Annotated in this window: 18 protein-coding genes and 5 pseudogenes; 14 read left to right on the top strand and 9 right to left on the bottom strand. The window is 69.4% G+C overall.

The genetic code is table 11. The annotated features are described in order from the left end of the window. The first annotated feature begins 88 nt into the window (after window positions 1-88). A complete protein-coding gene (locus tag ACZ3H8_RS38445; RefSeq protein ID WP_467409712.1) occupies window positions 89-283 on the top strand; it encodes a hypothetical protein in 195 nt (64 codons plus the stop codon). Between the two features lie 66 nt (window positions 284-349). Beyond that, window positions 350-496 (top strand): annotated as a pseudogene (locus tag ACZ3H8_RS38440) (transposase); the annotation flags it as partial. A gap of 577 nt (window positions 497-1,073) precedes the next feature. Here the strand turns inward: ACZ3H8_RS38440 and ACZ3H8_RS38435 are convergent. Further along, window positions 1,074-1,214 (bottom strand): annotated as a pseudogene (locus tag ACZ3H8_RS38435) (IS5/IS1182 family transposase); the annotation flags it as partial. Window positions 1,215-1,533: 319 nt separating this feature from the next. Further along, window positions 1,534-2,586 (bottom strand): alcohol dehydrogenase catalytic domain-containing protein, encoded by a 1,053-nt coding sequence (locus tag ACZ3H8_RS38430; RefSeq protein WP_467409709.1) that lies wholly within the window; start codon window positions 2,584-2,586, stop codon window positions 1,534-1,536. A gap of 184 nt (window positions 2,587-2,770) precedes the next feature. Here ACZ3H8_RS38430 and ACZ3H8_RS38425 point away from each other — a divergent pair, with 184 nt between their 5' ends. After that, on the top strand, window positions 2,771-3,475 hold the full coding sequence (locus tag ACZ3H8_RS38425) for a TetR/AcrR family transcriptional regulator (protein ID WP_467409708.1): 705 nt from the start codon (window positions 2,771-2,773) through the stop codon (window positions 3,473-3,475). Between the two features lie 495 nt (window positions 3,476-3,970). Here the strand turns inward: ACZ3H8_RS38425 and ACZ3H8_RS38420 are convergent, their stop codons facing one another. After that, window positions 3,971-4,861, bottom strand: coding sequence for an alpha/beta fold hydrolase (locus ACZ3H8_RS38420; protein WP_467409707.1), 891 nt, complete (start codon window positions 4,859-4,861; stop codon window positions 3,971-3,973). Window positions 4,862-4,970: 109 nt separating this feature from the next. On the opposite strand from ACZ3H8_RS38420, the gene ACZ3H8_RS38415 reads away from it, so the two are divergent. The 3 genes from ACZ3H8_RS38415 (at window position 4,971) to ACZ3H8_RS38405 (ending at window position 8,089) form a co-directional block, all read left to right on the top strand. After that, the gene (locus ACZ3H8_RS38415) at window positions 4,971-6,974 is read left to right on the top strand and encodes an AfsR/SARP family transcriptional regulator (RefSeq protein ID WP_467409705.1); all 2,004 of its coding nucleotides are present in this window, start codon (window positions 4,971-4,973) and stop codon (window positions 6,972-6,974) included. A gap of 292 nt (window positions 6,975-7,266) precedes the next feature. Beyond that, on the top strand, window positions 7,267-7,458 hold the full coding sequence (locus ACZ3H8_RS38410; protein ID WP_467409703.1) for a DUF6381 family protein: 192 nt from the start codon (window positions 7,267-7,269) through the stop codon (window positions 7,456-7,458). Window positions 7,459-7,885: 427 nt separating this feature from the next. Next, a complete protein-coding gene (locus ACZ3H8_RS38405; protein ID WP_467409701.1) occupies window positions 7,886-8,089 on the top strand; it encodes a cold-shock protein in 204 nt (67 codons plus the stop codon). Between the two features lie 211 nt (window positions 8,090-8,300). Here the strand turns inward: ACZ3H8_RS38405 and ACZ3H8_RS38400 are convergent, their stop codons facing one another. Together ACZ3H8_RS38400 and ACZ3H8_RS38395 are read right to left on the bottom strand one after the other, a co-directional pair. Then, window positions 8,301-9,905, bottom strand: coding sequence for an alpha/beta fold hydrolase (locus ACZ3H8_RS38400; RefSeq protein WP_467409698.1), 1,605 nt, complete (start codon window positions 9,903-9,905; stop codon window positions 8,301-8,303). A 12-nt stretch (window positions 9,906-9,917) separates the two neighbouring features. Beyond that, on the bottom strand, window positions 9,918-11,471 hold the full coding sequence (locus ACZ3H8_RS38395) for an alpha/beta fold hydrolase (protein ID WP_467409697.1): 1,554 nt from the start codon (window positions 11,469-11,471) through the stop codon (window positions 9,918-9,920). 221 nt (window positions 11,472-11,692) lie between these two features. On the opposite strand from ACZ3H8_RS38395, the gene ACZ3H8_RS38390 reads away from it, so the two are divergent. The 3 genes and pseudogenes from ACZ3H8_RS38390 to ACZ3H8_RS38380 all read left to right on the top strand — a co-directional run. Next, window positions 11,693-11,926 carry a hypothetical protein gene (locus tag ACZ3H8_RS38390; RefSeq protein WP_467409694.1) on the top strand — a complete coding sequence of 78 codons (234 nt, stop codon included), beginning with the start codon at window positions 11,693-11,695 and terminating at the stop codon, window positions 11,924-11,926. Window positions 11,927-12,074: 148 nt separating this feature from the next. After that, window positions 12,075-12,290: pseudogene (locus ACZ3H8_RS38385) on the top strand (IS5 family transposase); the annotation flags it as partial. Window positions 12,291-12,424: 134 nt separating this feature from the next. Beyond that, a pseudogene (locus ACZ3H8_RS38380) lies at window positions 12,425-12,749 on the top strand (hypothetical protein); the annotation flags it as partial. Between the two features lie 15 nt (window positions 12,750-12,764). Here the strand turns inward: ACZ3H8_RS38380 and ACZ3H8_RS38375 are convergent. Next, window positions 12,765-12,998: an ArsR/SmtB family transcription factor gene (locus ACZ3H8_RS38375; RefSeq protein WP_467409731.1), complete on the bottom strand. Its 234-nt coding sequence runs from the start codon at window positions 12,996-12,998 to the stop codon at window positions 12,765-12,767. 1,063 nt (window positions 12,999-14,061) lie between these two features. Here ACZ3H8_RS38375 and ACZ3H8_RS38370 point away from each other — a divergent pair. The 3 genes and pseudogenes from ACZ3H8_RS38370 to ACZ3H8_RS38360 form a co-directional block, all read left to right on the top strand. Further along, a complete protein-coding gene (locus ACZ3H8_RS38370; protein WP_467409692.1) occupies window positions 14,062-14,883 on the top strand; it encodes an alpha/beta fold hydrolase in 822 nt (273 codons plus the stop codon). 227 nt (window positions 14,884-15,110) lie between these two features. Beyond that, the gene (locus tag ACZ3H8_RS38365; protein WP_467409691.1) at window positions 15,111-15,833 is read left to right on the top strand and encodes a transporter substrate-binding domain-containing protein; all 723 of its coding nucleotides are present in this window, start codon (window positions 15,111-15,113) and stop codon (window positions 15,831-15,833) included. 135 nt (window positions 15,834-15,968) lie between these two features. Then, a pseudogene (locus tag ACZ3H8_RS38360) lies at window positions 15,969-16,064 on the top strand (phenazine biosynthesis protein PhzF); the annotation flags it as partial. Window positions 16,065-16,159: 95 nt separating this feature from the next. Here the strand turns inward: ACZ3H8_RS38360 and ACZ3H8_RS38355 are convergent. Then, window positions 16,160-16,384, bottom strand: coding sequence for a nuclear transport factor 2 family protein (locus ACZ3H8_RS38355; RefSeq protein WP_467409688.1), 225 nt, complete (start codon window positions 16,382-16,384; stop codon window positions 16,160-16,162). A gap of 354 nt (window positions 16,385-16,738) precedes the next feature. On the opposite strand from ACZ3H8_RS38355, the gene ACZ3H8_RS38350 reads away from it, so the two are divergent. Continuing rightward, window positions 16,739-17,422, top strand: coding sequence for a lysostaphin resistance A-like protein (locus ACZ3H8_RS38350; protein ID WP_467409687.1), 684 nt, complete (start codon window positions 16,739-16,741; stop codon window positions 17,420-17,422). A 290-nt stretch (window positions 17,423-17,712) separates the two neighbouring features. On the opposite strand, the gene ACZ3H8_RS38345 is transcribed toward ACZ3H8_RS38350, so the two are convergent. Together ACZ3H8_RS38345 and ACZ3H8_RS38340 are read right to left on the bottom strand one after the other, a co-directional pair. Continuing rightward, entirely contained in the window at window positions 17,713-17,871 is a 159-nt protein-coding gene (locus ACZ3H8_RS38345) for a response regulator transcription factor (protein WP_467409728.1), read from the bottom strand. A gap of 27 nt (window positions 17,872-17,898) precedes the next feature. Continuing rightward, window positions 17,899-18,252, bottom strand: coding sequence for an HD domain-containing phosphohydrolase (locus ACZ3H8_RS38340; RefSeq protein ID WP_467409685.1), 354 nt, complete (start codon window positions 18,250-18,252; stop codon window positions 17,899-17,901). On the opposite strand from ACZ3H8_RS38340, the gene ACZ3H8_RS38335 reads away from it, so the two are divergent. Continuing rightward, window positions 18,187-18,387, top strand: coding sequence for a hypothetical protein (locus ACZ3H8_RS38335; RefSeq protein WP_467409682.1), 201 nt, complete (start codon window positions 18,187-18,189; stop codon window positions 18,385-18,387). The two genes, ACZ3H8_RS38340 and ACZ3H8_RS38335, sit on opposite strands and share 66 nt — an antisense overlap. Window positions 18,388-18,787 lie beyond the last annotated feature (400 nt).

The raw sequence follows: 18,787 nt of genomic DNA, 5'->3' as shown, positions 1-18,787 counted from the left end.
CGACCAAGTCCTCATCGCCGACGGGCAGATCGATGCTCTTCCCCTGTCGCCACGACTGGCACGACTGGCGACTGGCACGGCGATTGGAATGGTCCGTCAGACCTTCGCAGCAGACCTCGCGCTCTTCGACAGCCAGGCGATCACAAATCAGGCGACATATGAGCAGCCAGAGCGCACCGCCACGGGCATCCACATGGTCGTGGTCTACCGGCGGATCGTCCCAGTGCACCGGGAGGCGGGCGGGAAGCGCCACCGGCGCTGGAGTGTCCGCATCTGCTCTTAGAACTCCTCACGAAATGATCTTCGAAGTGGTTGGATCGCTCCGGGACCGATGATCCGGGGGTGCGGGGTGGCTCGGCCGAAGCCGTGGGAAGTCGATGACGAGTTGTGGGCGGTGATCGAGCCGCTGTTGCCCAAGGTTGAGCGTCGGACCCGACATCCGGGACGCAAGCGGCATCCGGACCGGCTGGTGTTCCAGGACATCCTGTTCGTCCTGCCCTGGACTTCTCCCGGGCGGCGGTCGACGGCTCCCACATCCGGGCCAGCCGGGGCCACCCCCCGGCCTCGGTCCACTCGGCCAGGCGGCGCTCCGCCACGCCCGCGTACTGGTGACGGCCCATCAGAAGCGCTCGGCGGTCGCTGACCGTCCCGTCCAGCAGTACGTTCAACAACAGGAAGGCAGGCGCCACACCCAACCCCCCGTGGCGTGGCACCTGCCTCCTTCTTGCGTTACCGGCCGCGCCGTCTACGCGTGCAGGACGGGGCACCCCGGACGTGGTACCCGCTCCCGCCGCAGCCGTCTTGATGAAGGCTGCCGTGCCGACCGCAGCACCCCCGCCCAGCTGGGCCAGGATCTCCGTGGACAGCAGGTCTTCCTTGCTTTTCAGGGCGTCAGCGACGTCCTGCCCGGACGAGAACACCATCTGCGCGGCGATGTTGTCCTGAACGATCCGCGCCAGGTTGTCCAGCGCCGGTCTCACCACCGGATCAGCGGGAAGCTCGGCCGTGACGATGTCCAGCAGATGCGAATCGACGTTCTCCTGGTCCTTGACGCCCTCCCGCCTTAAGAACTCCTATCGCGATGACTTCAGGCGTCGCCAGCAGATGAGTGCGCATCCGAGGGCGAGGAATGCTTCGTAGATGTCGTCGCGGATCTCCCAGCGGATCCGCAGGCGGCGGAACCAGTGGGCGAACGTGCGCTCCACGACCCAACGGGCGGTTGTCCAAGCCGTTCATCCGGACCCATCGAGGTGATCTTCTCCTGCGGCGAGACGGGCCTGACCACCTGGCGCCCACCTGCGGCTGGCCACACTCGGCCGCACCAGAAGCTGCCCCGGCCGGGGTCGCATCATCGACACGGCACTCAAGTCCTGCCGCCCCGCCGACCCCAAGGCCCAGCAGCGACTCAAGTCCTCGTGACCGGCCCGTCCCGTCCGCGTCGGGCGACCGCGCTCCCCAGCGTGCGACGGGCGGTCGGGGGGTGTGGTGCTGCCGGCACGGAGGTGCGTGACGCGGCGGCAGCACCGAGGTGGATCAGCGGGCAGGGTCGAGAAGGACCTTACGGACACCGTCGGCACGGCTGTCGAACAGTTCGTACGCCGCGGGGCCCTCGGAGAGGGCGAAGCGGTGGGAGACCACGACCTCCGGCGTGATCCGTCCGGCCTGGGTGAGGGCGATCAGGGCAGGGAGTTCGTAGTGGACCGAGCACAGTCCAATCGCGAACTCCAGTTCCTTGACCTGGGCCAGTCCCATGTGGATGGGAAACGCCTTGTTCTGACTGACGCCGATGACGCTGACCCGTCCAGCCTGCCGGACGGCTTTGAGGGCGAGCTGGATGGTGGCGTCCGAGCCCACAGCCTCTACCACGGCGTCCGGTCCGCGTCCTGCGGTCATCTCCCGTACGGCCGTCCGTGCGTCCTCGCCCTCGACCGGCTCGACGCCCAGGGTGGCGGCAAAGGCGCGGCGCTCCGCGACCAGGTCCGCGCCCAGCACACGGGCGGCGCCCATGGCGAAGGCGGATTGCGCGGCCATGAGGCCGACCGGCCCGAGGCCGATGACCAGGACCGTTTCGCCGGGCTGGATGCGGGCCCGGCGGCAGCCGTACCAGGCCGTAGGGGCGTTGTCCGTCAGGACGACGGCGGCCTCGTCGGAGATACCTTCGGGCAAGTGCACCAGGTTGACCTCGGCATGGGGCACCGCCAGAGCCTGGGCCTGACTGCCCTGGAGTTGCGGGCTCACTCCGTAGCAGAGGTCCGTCGAGGACCGAGCGCGCTCGCACCTGGCCGTGAGCCCGGTCGCGCAGGCTCTGCACAGGGTGCAGCCGGCCGAGGCGGGGACCAGAACCCGGTCGCCGGGGTTGAAGCGGGTGACCTGGTTGCCGGTGTCGACGACCACGCCGACGCACTCGTGTCCCGGGGTGTAGCCCAACTCCGGGCTGAAGGGGTTGCCGCCGTAAATGTGCAGGTCGCTGCCGCAGATACCGGCCGTGGTGACCTGGACGACCGCGTCGGTGGGGCAGGTGACGGCCGGGTCGGGAACGTCCCCGTAGCGGATGTCACGGCGGCCGTGGAAAGTCAGAGCCTTCACTGGATTCCTCCATCCAGGCTCAGGGCGGCGCCGGTGGCATCGATCCGGTCGAGTTGCCGCTGGAAGTCGGGATCGGTCTCGAAGGCCAAGGACATGGATGGGGCTCCCACGCGCATCAAGGTGCTTGAATTAACATTTAATGCGACCGTATCACTCGGGCGTGGTGACGCTATCATGGGCATCCGTGACAGCACATGAGACGGCCACGCCGCCCCCGAGCCGGAGGCCCCGTGACACCCGCGGCACACTCATCCGCGCCGCCGAGCAGCTGTTCGCGGCGAAGGGCGTCGACGGTGTCTCGCTCAGCGAGATCAAACGGGCCGCCAGCCAGCGCAACGCGATGGCCCTGCAGTACCACTTCGGTGACCGGGCGGGTCTGCTGCGGGCCGTACTCGACAAACACACCCCTGCGGTGGACGCCCGCCGGGAGGTACTGCTGCAGCAGTACGAGGACAGCGGCACAGTCGATCTTCGCCCCCTTGCCGCCGCCCTGGTGCTGCCGGCCGCCGCGAAGCTCGCCGATCCCGACGGCGGCCGCGAGTTCCTGCAGATCGTGGCCGAACTACTCAACCGGCCCGAACCCCTGGTAGAGCTCGTCGTGCCGAACGAGGGGTCGAGCATCTACGCCTGGCGGCGCCTGGTGGAGCCTCTGCTGCCTCCCGAATCGACCACGGTGCTCCACACCCGCTTCACCGCCCTGCGCTTCTGCCACGCCGAACTCGCCGCCCGTGCCGCCGCCCGCCCACGCAGGGACGACCGGCTGTTCACGAGCCGGCTGGTCGACCTGGTCACCGCACTGCTGGCCGCACCGGTGTCCGAGCAGACCGCACGACTGCTGCAAGAGCGAGACCTGAAGGACCGGACCGATCAGCAGGCCCCAGCTCGCTGACCAGTCCTTTCCCTCCAGCCGACCGTCCGGCGATCAGTTCTCAAGCAACGAGTTCCAGGAGCACGGCCTGGCCGGCGCACGCGTCGATCGCATCGCCGAGAAGCGTCCTTGGGCTCGTCGGCGCTTGGACGATCGCGTCGTCGGCGCTGCACGACGTCGGCGGCCCAGACGGCATGCGCGACCTTCGCCGCCGCGGCCTGCACGAACCAGTCCGGCGGCTGCTGGCGGCGCCGACGCCGTGAGGCCACTCGCCATCTCTCACCGTGCTTGACCGAGCGGGTGCCGTCGCTGGAGTTCATCGAGGAGAACGACAACATCCGGCGCAATGGCGCTTCTTGAAAATCGCCACCCCTGCTGCCCTTGGAGTCCCCAGAGTTGCTCGAGTTGATTCCCACCTACTGGACGTTGGTCTGTGGACGGGAGCTACATCTCCGGGGCAGCCCGCTCGTAGCCAGCTCGCGGACTGGGCTGGTCTGTCGGGGTGGTTGAAAACGTTCAGCAGCGGGCGAGGAGGTCCCGGATGGCCTTGACGACGTCGGCGGGGGCTTCCTCGGCCATGAAGTGGCCGCAGGAGACGGTGGTGTGCTGCAAGTCGGGTGCCCAGACGTTCCACAGCGCGGCGGCGTCGAAGCCCAGGGCCGCGCCCCAGTCCTGCTGGAGAACGGTCACCGGCATCCGCAGCTGGTTCCCGGCGTCTCGGTCGGCTCGGTCGTGTTCGACGTCGATGCCGGCGGAGGCCCGGTAGTCGGCGACGATGGAGGGGACGGCAGCGCGAGACTCTGCCAGGTAGGTGGCGCGTATCTCGGCCGGGATCGCCTGTGGGTTGTGCGTCCAGATGTCGAGGAAGTGGCCGAAGAACGCGTCCGCTGTGGCGTGGATCATCTGCTCGGGCAGGCCGGGCGGCTGGGCCATCAGGTAGAGGTGGAAGCCGACGGCCGCGCCGGTGCCGCGCATGACGTCCCACATGTCGAGCGTGGGCAGCACGTCGAGCGAGGCGAGGTGGGTGATTGCTTCGGGGTGGTCGAGGCCGGCGCGGACAGCGACCAGGGCGCCCCGGTCGTGGCCCGCCAGAGCGAACCGCTCGTGGCCCAGCGCATGGGCGAGCGCGACGATATCGGCGGCCATGGTGCGCTTGGAGTAGACGGTTCCGTCAGTGTCGGCAGTATCGGCGGGCTTGTCGCTGGCGCCGTAGCCTCGCAGGTCGGGGCAGATGACCGTGTGGTCGGCCGCGAGATCGACAGCCACGTGCCGCCACATCAGGTGGGTCTGCGGAAAACCGTGCAGCAGCACGATCGGGCTGCCGGATCCGGCGACGGCGACGTTGAGCGCGACTTCGTCGGCGACAGGGACGCGCCGGTAGTCGAAGCCGGGGATGGTCGGTGTCATGGTTCGCCCTTTCGGAAGGCGGAAGGTGACGGACACCTCGAGCCTGCCGGGCGCGAATCAGCAGGTAATCAGCGCGTACCGTGGCGGCAGGATGTCCGGAGAGGTGGGTATGGAGCGGGTCGCATTCGGTGTGCTCGGGCCTGTGGTCGCCGAGAGCAGCGGTGGCACGCTCGCATTGAAGGGACCACGGCACCGGGCCGTGCTGGCGCGGCTGATCGTGGCTCGCCGACGTGTCGTCCCTGTCGCCCACCTGGTCGAGGACCTGTGGACAGTTCCCCCGCCGGGCGCCGTGGGCGCCGTACAGACCTTTGTCGCCGCGCTTCGCCGAGCCCTGGAACCGGACCGTCCATCCCGGGCCCCTGCCTGCCTGCTGGTCACCGAAGGACCGGGGTACGCGCTGCGCCCGGAGCCGGACGCCGTGGATGTCTGGCGCTTCGAGGCAGCCTTCGGCGCCGCCGCGAATCTGCCGGCCACGGATGCGCTGCCGCGGCTGGAGGAAGCACTGGGGCTGTGGCGCGGTCCCGCCTACGCCGAGTTCGCGCAGGAGGACTGGGCCCGCAGCGAGCGTTCCCGCCTCGCCGAGCTGCGGCTGCAAGCGGTGGAGCGGCGAGCCGGGACGCAACTGGCCCTCGGTCGGGCCGCCGAGGTGGTGCCCGACCTCGACGTACACCTTGCCGATCATCCCTGGCGCGAGGACGCCTGGCGGCTGCTGGCGCTGGCGCTGTACCGGCAGGGCCGTCAGGGGGATGCTCTTGGCGTGCTGCGCAGGGCCCGGGCGGTCCTGGCCGACCAGCTGGGAGTGGACCCCGGCCCGCAGCTGCGCCGCTTGCAGGCCGACATCCTCAACCAGGAGCCCGGCCTTGATCTTCCGGCTGAGCCGACGGCGACGGCGGGTCGGCTGTGGACACGGGCGGCGGCAGCCTACGACCGCACGGTCGCCACCGGTGCCCGCGCCCGCCTTGAGACGACGGTGAGCCTGATCCGGAACCTCGCGGTGACCGGGGGCGGTGGCCTGGAGGCAGCCCAAGAGCACCGCATGGAGGCCATCACGGCGGCGGAGGAGTTCGGCGACCCGGAACTGACCGCCCGGGTGATCGGTGCCTACGACGTCCCTGCGATCTGGACCCGTAGCGACGATCCGGAGCTGGCCCAGCGGATTGTCGCGGCCGCCGAGAGCGCCCTCACCGCCCTGCCGGGCCACTCGCACGAGGCGGCGCGCTGCCGCCTGCTGGCCACGATCGCACTGGAGATGCGCGGTACCCGGACACAACGCGGCCCCCAAGCCGCCCACGAGGCGGAAGAGATCGCGCGTCGTTTCGACGATCCCGCACTGCTGGCGTTCACGCTGAACGGAGCGTTCATGCAGTCCTTCATCCGGGCGGGCCTCGCCCCGCGGCGGGATGAGATCGGCGCGGAATTGATCGCGCTGGCCGCCCGGCACGGACTGGTGACCTACGAAGTACTCGGCCACCTCATCCGGCTTCAGGCACGCAGCGCGCTCGGCGACTTCCCGGCGGCGGACGGGCATGCCGCCGCCGCGGACCGCCTGGCCGGGCGCCACGAACTGCCGTTGGCGGGCGTCTTCACCCAGTGGTACGGGGCGCTGCGGCTGGCCGCGTCCGGGCGGCTGTCGCAGGCTGAGGCCGCGTACCGGAGTGCCGCCGCACGGCTGAACGGTGCTGGTATGCCGGGCCTGGAGCGCGGCATACTGCCGCTCGCGCTGCTGTGCCTGCGACTGGCGCACAAGACGCCGTCCGGGCTGAAGTCGGCCGAGGTCGACCTGCAGGCGGACTGGGGCCCTTTCCGTCCCTGGGCCGAGCCGTTCGCCTTGGCGGCAGCCGGTCGCCATACCGAGGCGCGGGCGGCACTGCGCGCGCTGCCGGAGCCTCCACGGGACTTGCTGTACGAGGTGTGCTGCTGTCTGGAGGCCACCGTCGCGCTGGAGGTCGGTGACCAGGTCGTGCTGGAGCGGGTCTACACCCGCCTGCTGCCGGCCGCCGACGAGCTCGCAGGTGCGGGCAGCGGCCTGGTCACCCTCGGCCCTGTCGAGCACTACCTCGCCGACATCGCCACCGCGCTGCGTGCTCCGGTACGGCCGACCGACGGCGACTGACAGCTGCGTGCTGCGCGGCGGCCCGTGACCCGAGCGACGCCAACAGCTGACATCGCGACACCTCTCTCATCCGACTACCGGCTCACACCAACTGAGAACACGACACGCCTCTCCAAGCGGGCCGCCTCGCCCCAGGTGCCCACAACAATCACCAGGAGAACGCGCTGATCTGGAAGGCCGACAGGGCCCGCGGGCTGCGTAGATAGCGGTGGGTGACCGTTCGAGATGCGCGGGCGTGGGGGCGCTGGTTCGCTGGTGTGGCCCGCTCACCCCATCACACCAAGGAGTGATCATGAGCGTTGCAGGCGAGTCTGGCGGTCGTGCCCAGCAGATGCGTCAGAAGGCGCAGGAGATGGAGCAGGCCGCAGAGCGTGTCACGGACCCGGAAGAGCGTCAGCGGCTGAAGGAAAAGGCCCGTCGGCTCAAGGAGCAAAGCGAGCAGGAACGCGGCATGAGCGCCGGCGACATCGACCCCATGCTGTAACAGCCCGGCTCCCAATGCACCGGCCGGTGGCTGCCCCCGCGACCCTCCAGGCGCGCGAGAGGCCACCGGCCGGTCATTTGCGTCAGTGGCAGGGTCTGGTCGGGGCAGTTGGTGGACAATGCCTGCAGCAGGTCGCCGACCTGCAGGTTGGGTGGCGCGCGGGGCGACGTCCGGCTCGGCCTCGCCCGCCTTCGCGGCGGCCGGCTCCTTGCCCGGGTGCCGGGCGCGACCGGAGAACACGAGGATGGCGATGCCGGCTCCAGTTGCCCTCCGAATGCCGTTGGGGTACCAGCTGTCCGGGCGACTTGGGCGGTGCGTTCAGTGACGGAAGCCGGCTCGCGGTGGCAAGGTTCAGGAGCCGTAGCCGCGATGGGCTACGGGGCGCGGCCAAGGTCGTGCCGCGGCATGGGACAAGGGATTTGAACTGATGGCAACAGGCACCGTGAAGTGGTTCAACGCCGACAAGGGCTTCGGCTTCATCCAGCAGGACGACGGCGGCCCGGACGTGTTCGTCCACTTCTCCGCCATCCAGAGCACCGGCTTCAAAGAGCTGCAGGAGGGTGACAAGGTCGAATACGACGTCACCCAGGGGCCCAAGGGACCGCAGGCAGAGCAAGTCCACCGCAGGTAGGGCCCCATCGGCTAGGGCGTGTTTTAGAAGTCGGTGACCCGTTCTCGCTGTCGGCGTCGTAGTAACGAGCCCCCATCGGCGGCCTCCCGCTTGCCTTGCTCAACCTGTTCGCGGTCAGCATGGCAGGGGTGGGTGACACCTCCGGCACGTCACAGCCATTCGCCGATCGCGGCGACCAGGACGGTGGCCTCGAAGCGGACCGCGAGTGGTTTCAGGGCCCGATCTCGAACTCAGGCGGCTCCAGGCTGTTCAGGCATCCGGTCTTCGGCGCGGCCGGGGTGTCGAAGAACGAGACGGTGATCTCCTGGGCGCACTCCGACGAGGCGAACACCACATGCGGCTCGTAGGGGACCGTGACGACCTTGGCCCGGCTCAGCGTACGGGCGACGTACAGCCCGTTCTCCGCGCCGGTCTGGGAGTCGAACCCGCCCGACAGGGCGAGGGTTGGGATGTCGCCGCGCGTGACGTCCCGGATCGTGCGCGGCGCCGCGGGGACCCTCCAGACGTCGCAGTCCGGACGGAGGAAGGTGAGCTGCGGAGCCTGGGCCAGCACCGAGCGGGGGAACGACGGGAACGCTTCCTGTCCGCCCTGGAGCGCCTCTTCCTGGCTCTCGTGCGGCGTCCACTCGCTGCAGAAGATGCCGTAGGCGAGACCGTGCGAAACCCTTCCCATGGCCTGGGGGCTGAGCTTGCCGCCCGCCCACTGCTGGGCGATCCGCTGCGGCTTGCCGTGCGCCAGCTCGTCGAGGGCGCGGGGTACCTGGGGCGCCACGTGGGTGGCGGAGGTCATCCAGTTCACCAGGGCTCCGCCGTCCAGCACGACCTTCACCGGCTTCGGGTTGCCGGGGAGCGTGACAGTGGTCGTGACCGGATGGGCTTCGAGGTCACGGACGAGCCGGTCGAAGGTGGCCGACAGGTTCGGATAGCGCCGATTGCACGCCGGCTGCTCCGCGCAGGCCTTGAACAGGCCGTCGAAGCCCTGCCGGGCGCTGCTCCAGGTCAGGGCCGACCCGGCACTGGACGGCGGCAGTATGCCGTCGATGCCCACCGAGCGGAGCCCCTCGGGGTGCAGGCGCGTGTAGACCAGCGCCAGGTGGGTGCCGTAGGAGATGCCGAACATGTTCCACTGCTCGATACCCAGCGCGGTGCGCAGGTCCGCGTAGTCGGCGGCGCTCTCGGTGTCGTTGTAGGCACTGAGGTCGACCCCGCGGCCCGCCAGCTGGTCGCGGCAGGCCTTCGTGGCCTCGACGTGCAGGCGCTCGGTGGACGGAGCGCCGTAGACGAGGCCGACCGCGCGTGCGTTGAACTGGTCGATGTTGGGGCAGAGGAGCGCCGGGTCGGCCGAGTACGTACCGCGCTGGGACATGAAGATCACGTCACGGTCGCGGTTCAGGCCGCCGTCAATCGCCATCTTCGCCTCCCCCACCGAGTCGTCTCCGGGTCCGCCCGCGAGCCACACGATGGGGTCGGGTTTCGGTGTGTCGGCCGCGGCGGGCACGATCGCGACACCGAGTTTGATCGTTCGACTGCTTGGTTTGGCGCGGTTCTCGGGCACTGTGAGCGTTCCGCAGCGGGCCCCTTCGAGCGCCTCGATCGGTTCCGGCGTCTTCGGGCAGGGGCCCGGTTCGAAGCTGGCGTCGCCCACCGTCCGGGCGGCCGTGCCGATCGGCGCTCCGGTGCCGGTGTCGGTGCGGGACTGCGCCTGAGCGGGCGCTGCGAGCAGGCCGGTGACGAGGAGACCGGTCGCCATGCCGGCCGACGTGGCCTGGAGTCGTCGTACGGTGCGGCGACGACTGGGCGCGCGGTGGCGTGTCATCTGCCCTCCCGGTCATTTCGGGATGATCGTGAACGGTTGGGGCTCGAGGCCGTCCACGCAACCGGTGTCGGGCGCGGTCGGGCGAGCGAGGAACGAGGCCAGCACGCGTTGCGCGCAAGGCGACTGCGGGACCACCCAGTGGCCGATTCCTGGGACCTGCACGGCGGTCGAGCGGGCCAGGTTACGGGCCACGTCCTGCGCCCAACTCGCCCCGGTCTTCACGTCGAACGTGCCGGAGACTACGAGCGCCGGCACCGCGCTGGCCGTGGCCACCCGCTGGATGGACGCGCGGTCCGGAACGTTCCAGACCCGGCACGCCGCGTACTGGAAGGGAAGCTGCGGCGGCTGGGCCAGGACCGTGTCCGGCCACCCCGGGAAGGCCCGGCGCCCTGCGTTCAGCACGTCGGATTCCGAGTACCCCGGCGCCCACTCGCTGCACGCCACCGACTCCGTCAGGCCGTGCGCGAACGTGCCGACGTTCTGGACCGAGCCGGCCGCGCGGGCCTGCGCGAAGCGCTCCGGGCGTCCGTGGCTGAGTTCCTCGAGCGCCGCCGGGACGTCCTTGGCCGGGACGGCGTTGCCGACCACCAGGTTCAGCAGCGCGCCCCCGTCGAGGACGACCTTGACCGGCTTTCCTCCGCTCGGCGGCGGGACGTTCAGCGTCAGGGGCTGTGCCTCCAGCCTGCGCACCTGCTCCGTCAGCGTACGGGGGAGGTCCGGGTACCGGTCCTTGCAGCGGGGCTCCGCCGCGCATGCCTCGAAGATGTTGCGGATCCCCTCCTGGGCGCTGCTCCATGTCCACGGCAGGGTCGCGGTCTGGGGAGGTGTGAGCGAGTCGAGCGCCACCGCGCGGATTCCCCCGGGGTGCCTGCGCAGGTACGTGAGGGCCAGGTCGGTGCCGTAGGAGTACGCGTAGACGTTCCACCGGGGGATGCCCAGCGCCTTGCGCAGGTCGGCGAAGTCGGCGGCGTTCTCAGTGGTGTTGTAGGCGCTCAGGTCGATGCCGTCGGCCGCCAAGCGGTCCCGGCACTCCTTCACCGCCTTCAGCAGGAGCTGTTCCGTCGGCTCTGCGTCATAGCGCAGGCCCACGGCCTGCGCGTTGAACCGGTCGACCTCCGGGCAGGCGAGGTTCGGCTGCGAGTAGAGGTTTCCGCGCTGGGCCATGATGATCAGCTCGCGGTCCTTGTTCAGGCCGGAGTCGATGAGGAACGGGATGTCGTCGATCGCGTCGGCACCGGGGCCGCCCGCCATGAACACCACAGGGTCCTGTGCGGGCTTCGCCGGGGTGACAGCCGGAATGATCGCCACGGCCAGCTTGATGGTCCGGCCGCCGGAGCGGGAGCGGTTCTCGGGGACCTCGAGGAAGCCGCACCGTGCGCCGCTCAGCGCGGCGATGGGCTTGGGCGGCTTCGGACAGGGACCGGGCACGAACCGGGACGGGGCTGCCGCGCTGGGCCCCGCGGACTGGGCGGGTGGTGACGCGGCGCTGCTAGGTATGGGGCCGATTGCTGCCAGGCAGACCAGAGCGGCCGCGGCAGTCATCGCGTGGATGCTGTGCTGTGGCATGTGATCTCGTTCCTCTGCCGACATCGGCGGCGGCCCTGCCGGCCCAGGCCCCAGCGGTTTGGGCGGAACGCGCTCTTTCGACGCTACCGGGCGGCGCGTTCGCGCGCACGCGGAGCGGTCGCAACCCGTGGCCCGGGCCGTCCTCGGCCGTCCGGCATGGTGGGAGGCACGGCGTCCCGACGGCGGACGCGTCGTAGTGGCATGGGGGACGAGGGAGCGCGATGATCGTGGATCTCGTCGTGGACGGTGCGAGGTTCACGGTGACCGAACGCCCGGGCAGCCGGGGCGTTCACGACTTCGTGTGGCAGTCGGGCCCCAACCCCGGCTACGGATTCACGATGGCGGCGCACGGAGTGGGCCGGTCGGCAAGGCGGGACCTCGAGCAGGCGGCGCGCGACTTCCTTTCGCAGGTGGATCCTGCCACCGGATACCTCGCGGACCAGGCCGTGATTTAGAAGTGGGCCCCGTGCCTCGCCCCGCGCCGTGATGATCTCGGTGTGGGGCGAGGTGATCTTTCTGACGGGCAGTGGACGGTGCTGGAGCCGTTGCTGCCGGTGGCGGTGCTGGGCAGGCCTCCGGCGGGCCGACGGAGGCTAATCGACCGCGGCCGGGCTCATCACCTGGGAGGTCAACGTCGACTCCACGATCTGCCGGGCCCATCAACACGCCGCAGGTGCCCGCCGCAACGGCCAAGCCCAGAAGGAACCCCCGGGCGGAACCCGCACCGAACCCGACGACCACGCTCTCGGCCGGTCCCGCGGCGGCCTCACCACCAAGATCCACCTGACCTGCGAGCAAGGACAGCGGCCCCTGTCTGTGCTGCTTGCGGTCCGCTTCGAGGCCACCGTCCTGGTCGCCGCGATCGGCGAATGGCTGTGACGTGCCGGAGGTGTCACCCACCCGTGCCATGCCTGACCGCGAACAGGTTGAGCAAGGCAAGAGGGAGGCCGCCGATGGGGGCTCGTTAATACAGCGCCGACAGCGAGAACAGCGACCGCGTCGACGACCCGTCCGAGGACGCGCTGTTCATGATGATCAGCGACCTCAACGACTCGGACAACACCTTCGTCGTCATCCAGCCCGACGAGGACGACCCCGTCTGGTTCGCCTCGGTGGCCGTCCTGGACGAGGGCGGCTACGAGATCGTCCGCCGCGACAGCACCCGAAACGAGCACGAGGTCACCACGGCGACCAGCATCAACGACATCGCCCACGACCTCACCCATCTGGTTGGCCGCCCGCACCTTCCCCGGGCGGCCAACCAGCCAGGTCACCGACTTCCAAAAACACGCCCTAGCCGGTCAGCTGGTCGCCAAGCGGACAGCGGCGGTACAGCACGCGCCGCCCGTCGCGGGCCCGGGTCACGAGGCCCGTCGCGTACAGCACTTGCAGATGCTGCGCGACGGCGCTCGGGGTCACTTTGAGGCGACGGGCGACCTCGACCGTGGACAGCGAGTCGCCGAGCATGCCGAGCAGCCTCGCCCTGGGCGCGCCGAGAAGCGGCGTGAGAGCCTTCGCGTCAACCACCGGCGCTCTGCCCAAAGAGTCGCAATTCCTCGGCTGGGGTCGGCCGGCATCGGCGGTTCCTGCGGGCTGAGCGGGAGGACGGGCTTGTAGGCGAACAGGGACGGGACCAGTTGCAGTCCCCGTCCGGACGCAGCCGCACGGCGCCTGCCGATCATCTTATCGATGTGCAGCACCCCGTCCTGCCATTGCAGATTCGGGTGCATGTCGGAGAAGAGCAGGTGTGCACCTCCCGTGGCCAACTGCCGTGCGCGGTAGGTGATGTCGGCTTCCAGCGCGAGCCGCATCTGCGGCCACGTCGGCCTGAAGGCCAGGTCCCAGTAGCAGCGAAGCTCACTGACCTCGTCCAGCAGCCTGCGGACAGGCGTGTCACCGGGAGCGGTGACCTCCTGGAGGTCGTCAGGGAGTTGGCCTCTTTGTGTGTGCGCCGCCAGCATGTCGCGGCGTACGAGATCCAGGAGCGTTCCGCGTACGACGGCCGGCTGTTCTTCAACGGTCGGAGCGAAGGCCGTCGGCCGCGGCGTCAGGAAGTCGGGGAGGGCACGGCTCCCCCACCAGCGACATCAGCAAGCGGGTGTCGAGCGGGTCGAGCCTGCTGAGTACGGACCTGCACCACGGGAGGTGCAGCGCGTAGCGGCCGGGGTTCGCCTACATGACCTGCGCCTACCTCGGCGGAAGTATGGGTTCCTGGGGCGGAGCCCGCGCCTGCACCTCCTTCGGGTGGCTGGGCGTGCGCGGGCTTGTCGCGTTGCTCGCCGCAGTAGCCCTGGCCCGCCACCTGGAAGCTGTCTGGTCAGCCACTGGCAGACTCGACGCCCGGTAGCCGTGGGCGGTGAGCACTCCCGCCGCCTCGAACGATGGTGAGTCCTGGTGTCAGAACGTGCCCTCGCCCGTGGTCGGAACCTGAACGGCTGACGGGGGTCGCGCCCGCCCTGCGCTCTGGACCGCAGCCGGGCCAGCCTGCGCCGTCACGCCCGCGACCGCCCGTTCCTCCACCGTCCCAGCCGGACCGCTCTGATTTCGCAGTCGTAAGATTTACGCAGAGGTGCCGAGACGAGGCGCGGCTATGAGGGCAGTGGGCAGGCACACGGTCAGGGAAGGCCGCTTCCGACATCGCCGGGCCGAGCTGGTCTACGACGACGTCGGCCAGGGCCCTCTCGCTGTGTACGCGCACGGCGGGTTCGTCAGTCAATCCGCCGAGGACCGGATGGGCCTGTTCGACTGGGCGCCGGTCCTGGATGCGGGGCAGCGCCTGGTCCGCTATGACGCCCGGGCGCACGGGCGATCCACCGGCGACCCCGTGGACACCGACTACACCTATCCCTCGCTTGCCGACGATCTGCTGGCCCTGCTCGATCACCTGGGCGCCGCCGAGCCCCTCGACGCCATGGGCGCGTCGATGGGATGCGGCACCGTGCTGCACGCCGCCATCCGGGCGCCCGACCGGTTCTCCCGACTGGTCCTGCTCATCCCACCCACGGCTTGGACGACGCGGAAGGCGCATGCGCGGGACAACCGGGAATCCGCCGACACCATCGAACGAGAGGGAGTGGACGCTTGGCTCGCCGCCAAGCGGAAACAGCCTCGCCCCGCAGTCGTAGCCGACGTTCCCGAGTTCCCACCAACGCCAGCCGAGCGCGTACTGCCGTCCGTCCTGCGTGGCCTGGCGCTGTCCGACCTGCCCTCCCCCACGGCAATCGCCGCGCTTGGCCGGCCGAGCTTGATCCTGGCCTGGGTGGATGACCCGGGCCACCCCCTGTCCACCGCGGAAAGGTTGGCCCATTTGCTGCCGCACGCCGACCTGCATGTGTCCCGAACGCGCGCCGACATCCGTACATGGGGGGAACGCATCGCGGAGTACCTGACCCGGCCCCGGCACCGGCCATGATCGGCAGCAGATCAGCACCCTTACGGCCTTGGGCGCGATTGGGCAACGCGCTGCTGCTGCGGGCGTACACCCCTCTGTGGCGGGCGGCGGGGGCCGTGTCGGCCCGACAGCCGGACCCCGGTGAACAGCGGGGCCAGCAGCGGAAAGACCACTACCTGCACGTTCAGCAGGACGGTGGCAACCGACGCGCCGTTATCCAGTCGCACAGGTGCCCTACACTCCGCTCCATGAAGATCGTGACTGGGGCCATCACCAAGGATCTGGCGCCGACTGGGGCGCTGCGGGCCTCAATCAATCTGGGTAATCCGGTACTGGCCCAGGGCACGCCGACGGCTCCGACCGGCGTTACGGTCGACATTGCGCGTGAGGTCGGCGCACGGCTGGACGTGCCGGTGGAACTCGTCTGCTTCGACGCGGCGCGAAAGTCGTACGAGGCGATGACGGCGGGCCAGGCAGACATGTGCTTCCTCGCCATCGAGCCCGCGCGTGAGGCTGACGTTGCCTTCACCGCACCGTACGTCGTGATCGAGGGTGTGTTCGTCGTGCCCCACGACTCAGCCTTCACCATGGCCGCTGACGTCGACCGTGCAGGCGTGCGTATCGGCGTGAAGCGTGGGTCTGCCTACGACCTTTTCCTCTCCCGCACCCTTCAGCACGCGAGCGTCGTGCGCGGAGAGGATGGAGTCGACGAGTTCCGCGCTCAGGGCCTGGAGGTTGCGGCCGGCATCAGACAGCCGATGACCGAGTTCGCCGCGACGAATCCCGAAGTCCGGCTGATCGAGGGTCGGTTCATGCAGATACAGCAGGCGGTGGGCACGACCACGACCCGGCGGCCCGAGACCGTCCAGTTCCTCCGGGACCTCGTCGAGGAGCTGAAGGCCAGCGGATTCGTTGCCGATGCCCTTCGGCGCGCGAATCAATTCGACGCCTTGGTCGCCCCACTCGGGTAGGCGCAGCCCTCAGGGCTGGGAAGCCGTGCGGGACCCGCCTCCGCCTTGCTGACCGCCGCGCCCGAGCGCCTCGGTACGCCGGGACGCGCCTTCACCATCCGGAACTTCAGCCCGCCGACGCCGGCGGCCGCCACCTTGTCCGGCGTGGCCGAGTACCCGGCGACGGGCGCGCCGGCGGCCGCGTTCGGCGCGTACGGCCGTGAACTCGGCCTCATACCGGAGGTACAAGTTCACTGGATGACCGGCTGGTGGTGGCTGGTTACGCCATGGCGGCGACCATGGTGCGGGTGTCCGCGATGGTCTCGAAGGCGACCGGCACACCGTGCTCAAAGCGCCACATGGGCGAAGCGTGCCGTCATCGCCTTACCTGTCTCACGGCGTCGCCCCTGATAGTTGCCGAGCGCGATCACCACGTCCTCAACGGCAAAGAGCTCAGCCGGAGCAACCGCGAAGTCCTCCCACTCGCTGTCGAACCGGGCGAAAACGTTGGCCAGTACCGCGTCACGGCCGCGGTTGGTTCCGCCGTACGGCAACCCTGCGGTAACGACCACTCGATCTTGTCGCTCAGCGTGCTGAGGACCGCCTCACCGTTCCCACGGCTCAGATCGGCGTACATCTGGGCCACCACCTCCCAGTTCCTCAACGCCCGGGCATCCTGCGGGCTCATCCTCACACTGGCGGTCATCTGTACTCCCATTCCTCGTTTTCTTGCGCGGCCGGCCGTCGAAGACTTGGGCGACGACAGGCCCGGGCGCAGCCAAATGATCGCCAGGGCTCGCTATGGCGGCATCGGTCAACCGACCTATCAGCGAGACGGGACTCGATGCGCCGCGTCTGGGCGCCGTGCCTGGACACGCAGGAGAAACCAGCGGTGACGGTGCCCGATCGACGATGCTGGCATCACCATGCGGATCTTCCTGGCCGTCGCCGTTCTCGTAGTCGTGAACGCGCTGAACAACCGGCTCGCACCTGAGTTGTACGTCCCCGTCTGCCTCGCCGCGGCGGCGGTGCTGATTCTGATTGCTCGCTGGGACGGCATCAGTTGGGCCGGCCTCGGACTCGGTAAGGCGACGCTCGGCCGCGGACTGCGGTGGGGGCTGATCCTGGCCGGGGCGGTGCTGGTCAGCTATCTCATGGCGTTGGCCGTTCCGATCACCCGCCCATTGTTCCTGGATGAGCGTGCCGACGACTTGTCCGTGGGCCAGTTGCTGTTCCGGGTACTGATCCGCGTGCCGCTCGGCACCGTACTGCTCGAGGAAGTCGCGTTCCGGGGCGTCTTGTGGGCCATGGTCGAGCGGCGATGGGGCGTCAGCTGGGCAACGTCGGTCTCCTCGATCCTGTTCGGCTTCTGGCACGTGCTTCCCTCGCTGGGCATCACCAGAGCCAACAGTGCGGTCGGGGCTGTCTTCGGCCACAGCACGCTCGGCGTCGCGCTGTCTGTTGCCGCGGCAATCGTCGGCACAGCGGCCGCCGGCGTGGTCTTCTGCGAACTGCGTCGCAGATCCGGCAGCCTGCTGACACCTGCGGCGCTGCACTGGGCCCTGAACGGGGAGGGATACGTCCTCGCCTGGGGGGCAGACCGGTGGTGAGGTGCCAGTTGAAGCGCGCGACCCTTACCTTGAGACTCAACAGCAGCGGACGTGCATGGCCTCGGCGGTGTGCCAGTGCATCAGGACGTAGCTGAGCGAGAGTGAGAGTGAGCGCTCGTACTCGCCGCGTGTCATGAGAGTGCGTGCTCATTGCAGGCCGCGAAAGTTGCTGCGGGTATCCACTATCCGGCGTCTGGACGAGCCAGCCGGAAACCGCGGGCGGAAGCGGAACCGGAAGCGTGTCATTCCGGATGGCGGCTGTGATCACTGACGGGTGGATGATGAGTGTGTCAGGGCAGCAGTCGATGCTCCATGGCGAACACTGCCACACCGGCCCGGCTGCGGCGGCCGGTCTTGTCGTAGATGTGAGCCAGGTGATGCCCCACAGTCCGGTTCGAGATCGACAGCCGTTCGCCGATCTGTCGGTTGCTCAGACCTCGGGCCGCCAGGCAGAGCCACCTCCACCTCCCGCTCGGTCAGGCCCGCCGGCAGCACTCGGCGGAGCCGCGGAGACCAGCCGCCGCGATCACGACCGCGCACGCGTCCCGATCGACTCCTCCGGTGTCTGCCTCACGCATCAGCAGATCGGCCGCGGCATCCGTGGTGAACGCCTCGCGGTACGCCCGCGGCTCGGTGAGTGCGGCGAAAACGTCTGCCGCGGCCAGGATCCGGGCGGCGAAAGGGAGGCTCCGGGAGGGATCCCCACGGAAGGACGGAGCCTGGCCCAGGAGCTGGCCGCCGAGGGCGCACTCCCGTCGCGCCGAGTGGCCGCTGTCGCCGCCCAGACGGCCGCCGGGCTGGCCTCCGCGCATGTCCAAGGAATCGTCCACCGGGACATCAAACCCGGCAACTTGATGTCCGACGCCGACGGAAGTGGGCCCATAGCGCTGCTATCTTTGATTGAAAACCAAGTAGCACTTGGGGGGATCAAAGGTACCGATCCGCCGCCGCGCCTTCGGGCCTGAAAATACGTCAGGAAGCTTGGGACAACGCGCGCAGTGCGCTTGGGACAGGAACCGCTGCCAGGGGAGGCGTCGGTGCCGTTGCAAGGTGGCGCTCGAGGAGACATCGACGTCGCCGACCCAGTTTCACCTCACCGCCCGCAGTGGTCGCCTCCCGCGCAAACTGCCCTACGGTCCCGCGCCTGATGCCGTGCACCATCGGCATTCATCGCCCCACCAAAACCATTCTCACCAACAGCGTACCCATCCGCCAGAGGCCTTGGCGCACAGTCCGGCCACGACGGGAAACACCAACGCATAATCCGCCGCAGGCTCCGAGTCCTCGCTGGGGTCTGCTTTCACCACAATGGGCCCCGCTGGCTTGTCCAGACTGGCCGACGGCTGCATCACGACGCCCAGTAAC

This window comes from Streptomyces sp. NPDC002868, assembly GCF_055563295.1.
Note: the sequence above shows the minus strand (reverse complement) of the source record. Positions and strands in the feature narration are given on the sequence as shown.

Bases quoted from the DNA above. Each gene is read 5' to 3' on its own strand.
- ACZ3H8_RS38445 (WP_467409712.1), top strand. From the start codon at position 89: ATGGTCCGTCAGACCTTCGCAGCAGACCTCGCGCTCTTCGACAGCCAG.
- ACZ3H8_RS38350 (WP_467409687.1), top strand. From the start codon at position 16,739: ATGCGGATCTTCCTGGCCGTCGCCGTTCTCGTAGTCGTGAACGCGCTG.
- ACZ3H8_RS38395 (WP_467409697.1), bottom strand. From the start codon at position 11,471: ATGCCACAGCACAGCATCCACGCGATGACTGCCGCGGCCGCTCTGGTC.
- ACZ3H8_RS38400 (WP_467409698.1), bottom strand. From the start codon at position 9,905: ATGACACGCCACCGCGCGCCCAGTCGTCGCCGCACCGTACGACGACTC.
- ACZ3H8_RS38405 (WP_467409701.1), top strand. From the start codon at position 7,886: ATGGCAACAGGCACCGTGAAGTGGTTCAACGCCGACAAGGGCTTCGGC.
- ACZ3H8_RS38415 (WP_467409705.1), top strand. From the start codon at position 4,971: ATGGAGCGGGTCGCATTCGGTGTGCTCGGGCCTGTGGTCGCCGAGAGC.
- ACZ3H8_RS38410 (WP_467409703.1), top strand. From the start codon at position 7,267: ATGAGCGTTGCAGGCGAGTCTGGCGGTCGTGCCCAGCAGATGCGTCAG.
- ACZ3H8_RS38390 (WP_467409694.1), top strand. From the start codon at position 11,693: ATGATCGTGGATCTCGTCGTGGACGGTGCGAGGTTCACGGTGACCGAA.
- ACZ3H8_RS38370 (WP_467409692.1), top strand. From the start codon at position 14,062: ATGAGGGCAGTGGGCAGGCACACGGTCAGGGAAGGCCGCTTCCGACAT.
- ACZ3H8_RS38420 (WP_467409707.1), bottom strand. From the start codon at position 4,861: ATGACACCGACCATCCCCGGCTTCGACTACCGGCGCGTCCCTGTCGCC.
- ACZ3H8_RS38365 (WP_467409691.1), top strand. From the start codon at position 15,111: ATGAAGATCGTGACTGGGGCCATCACCAAGGATCTGGCGCCGACTGGG.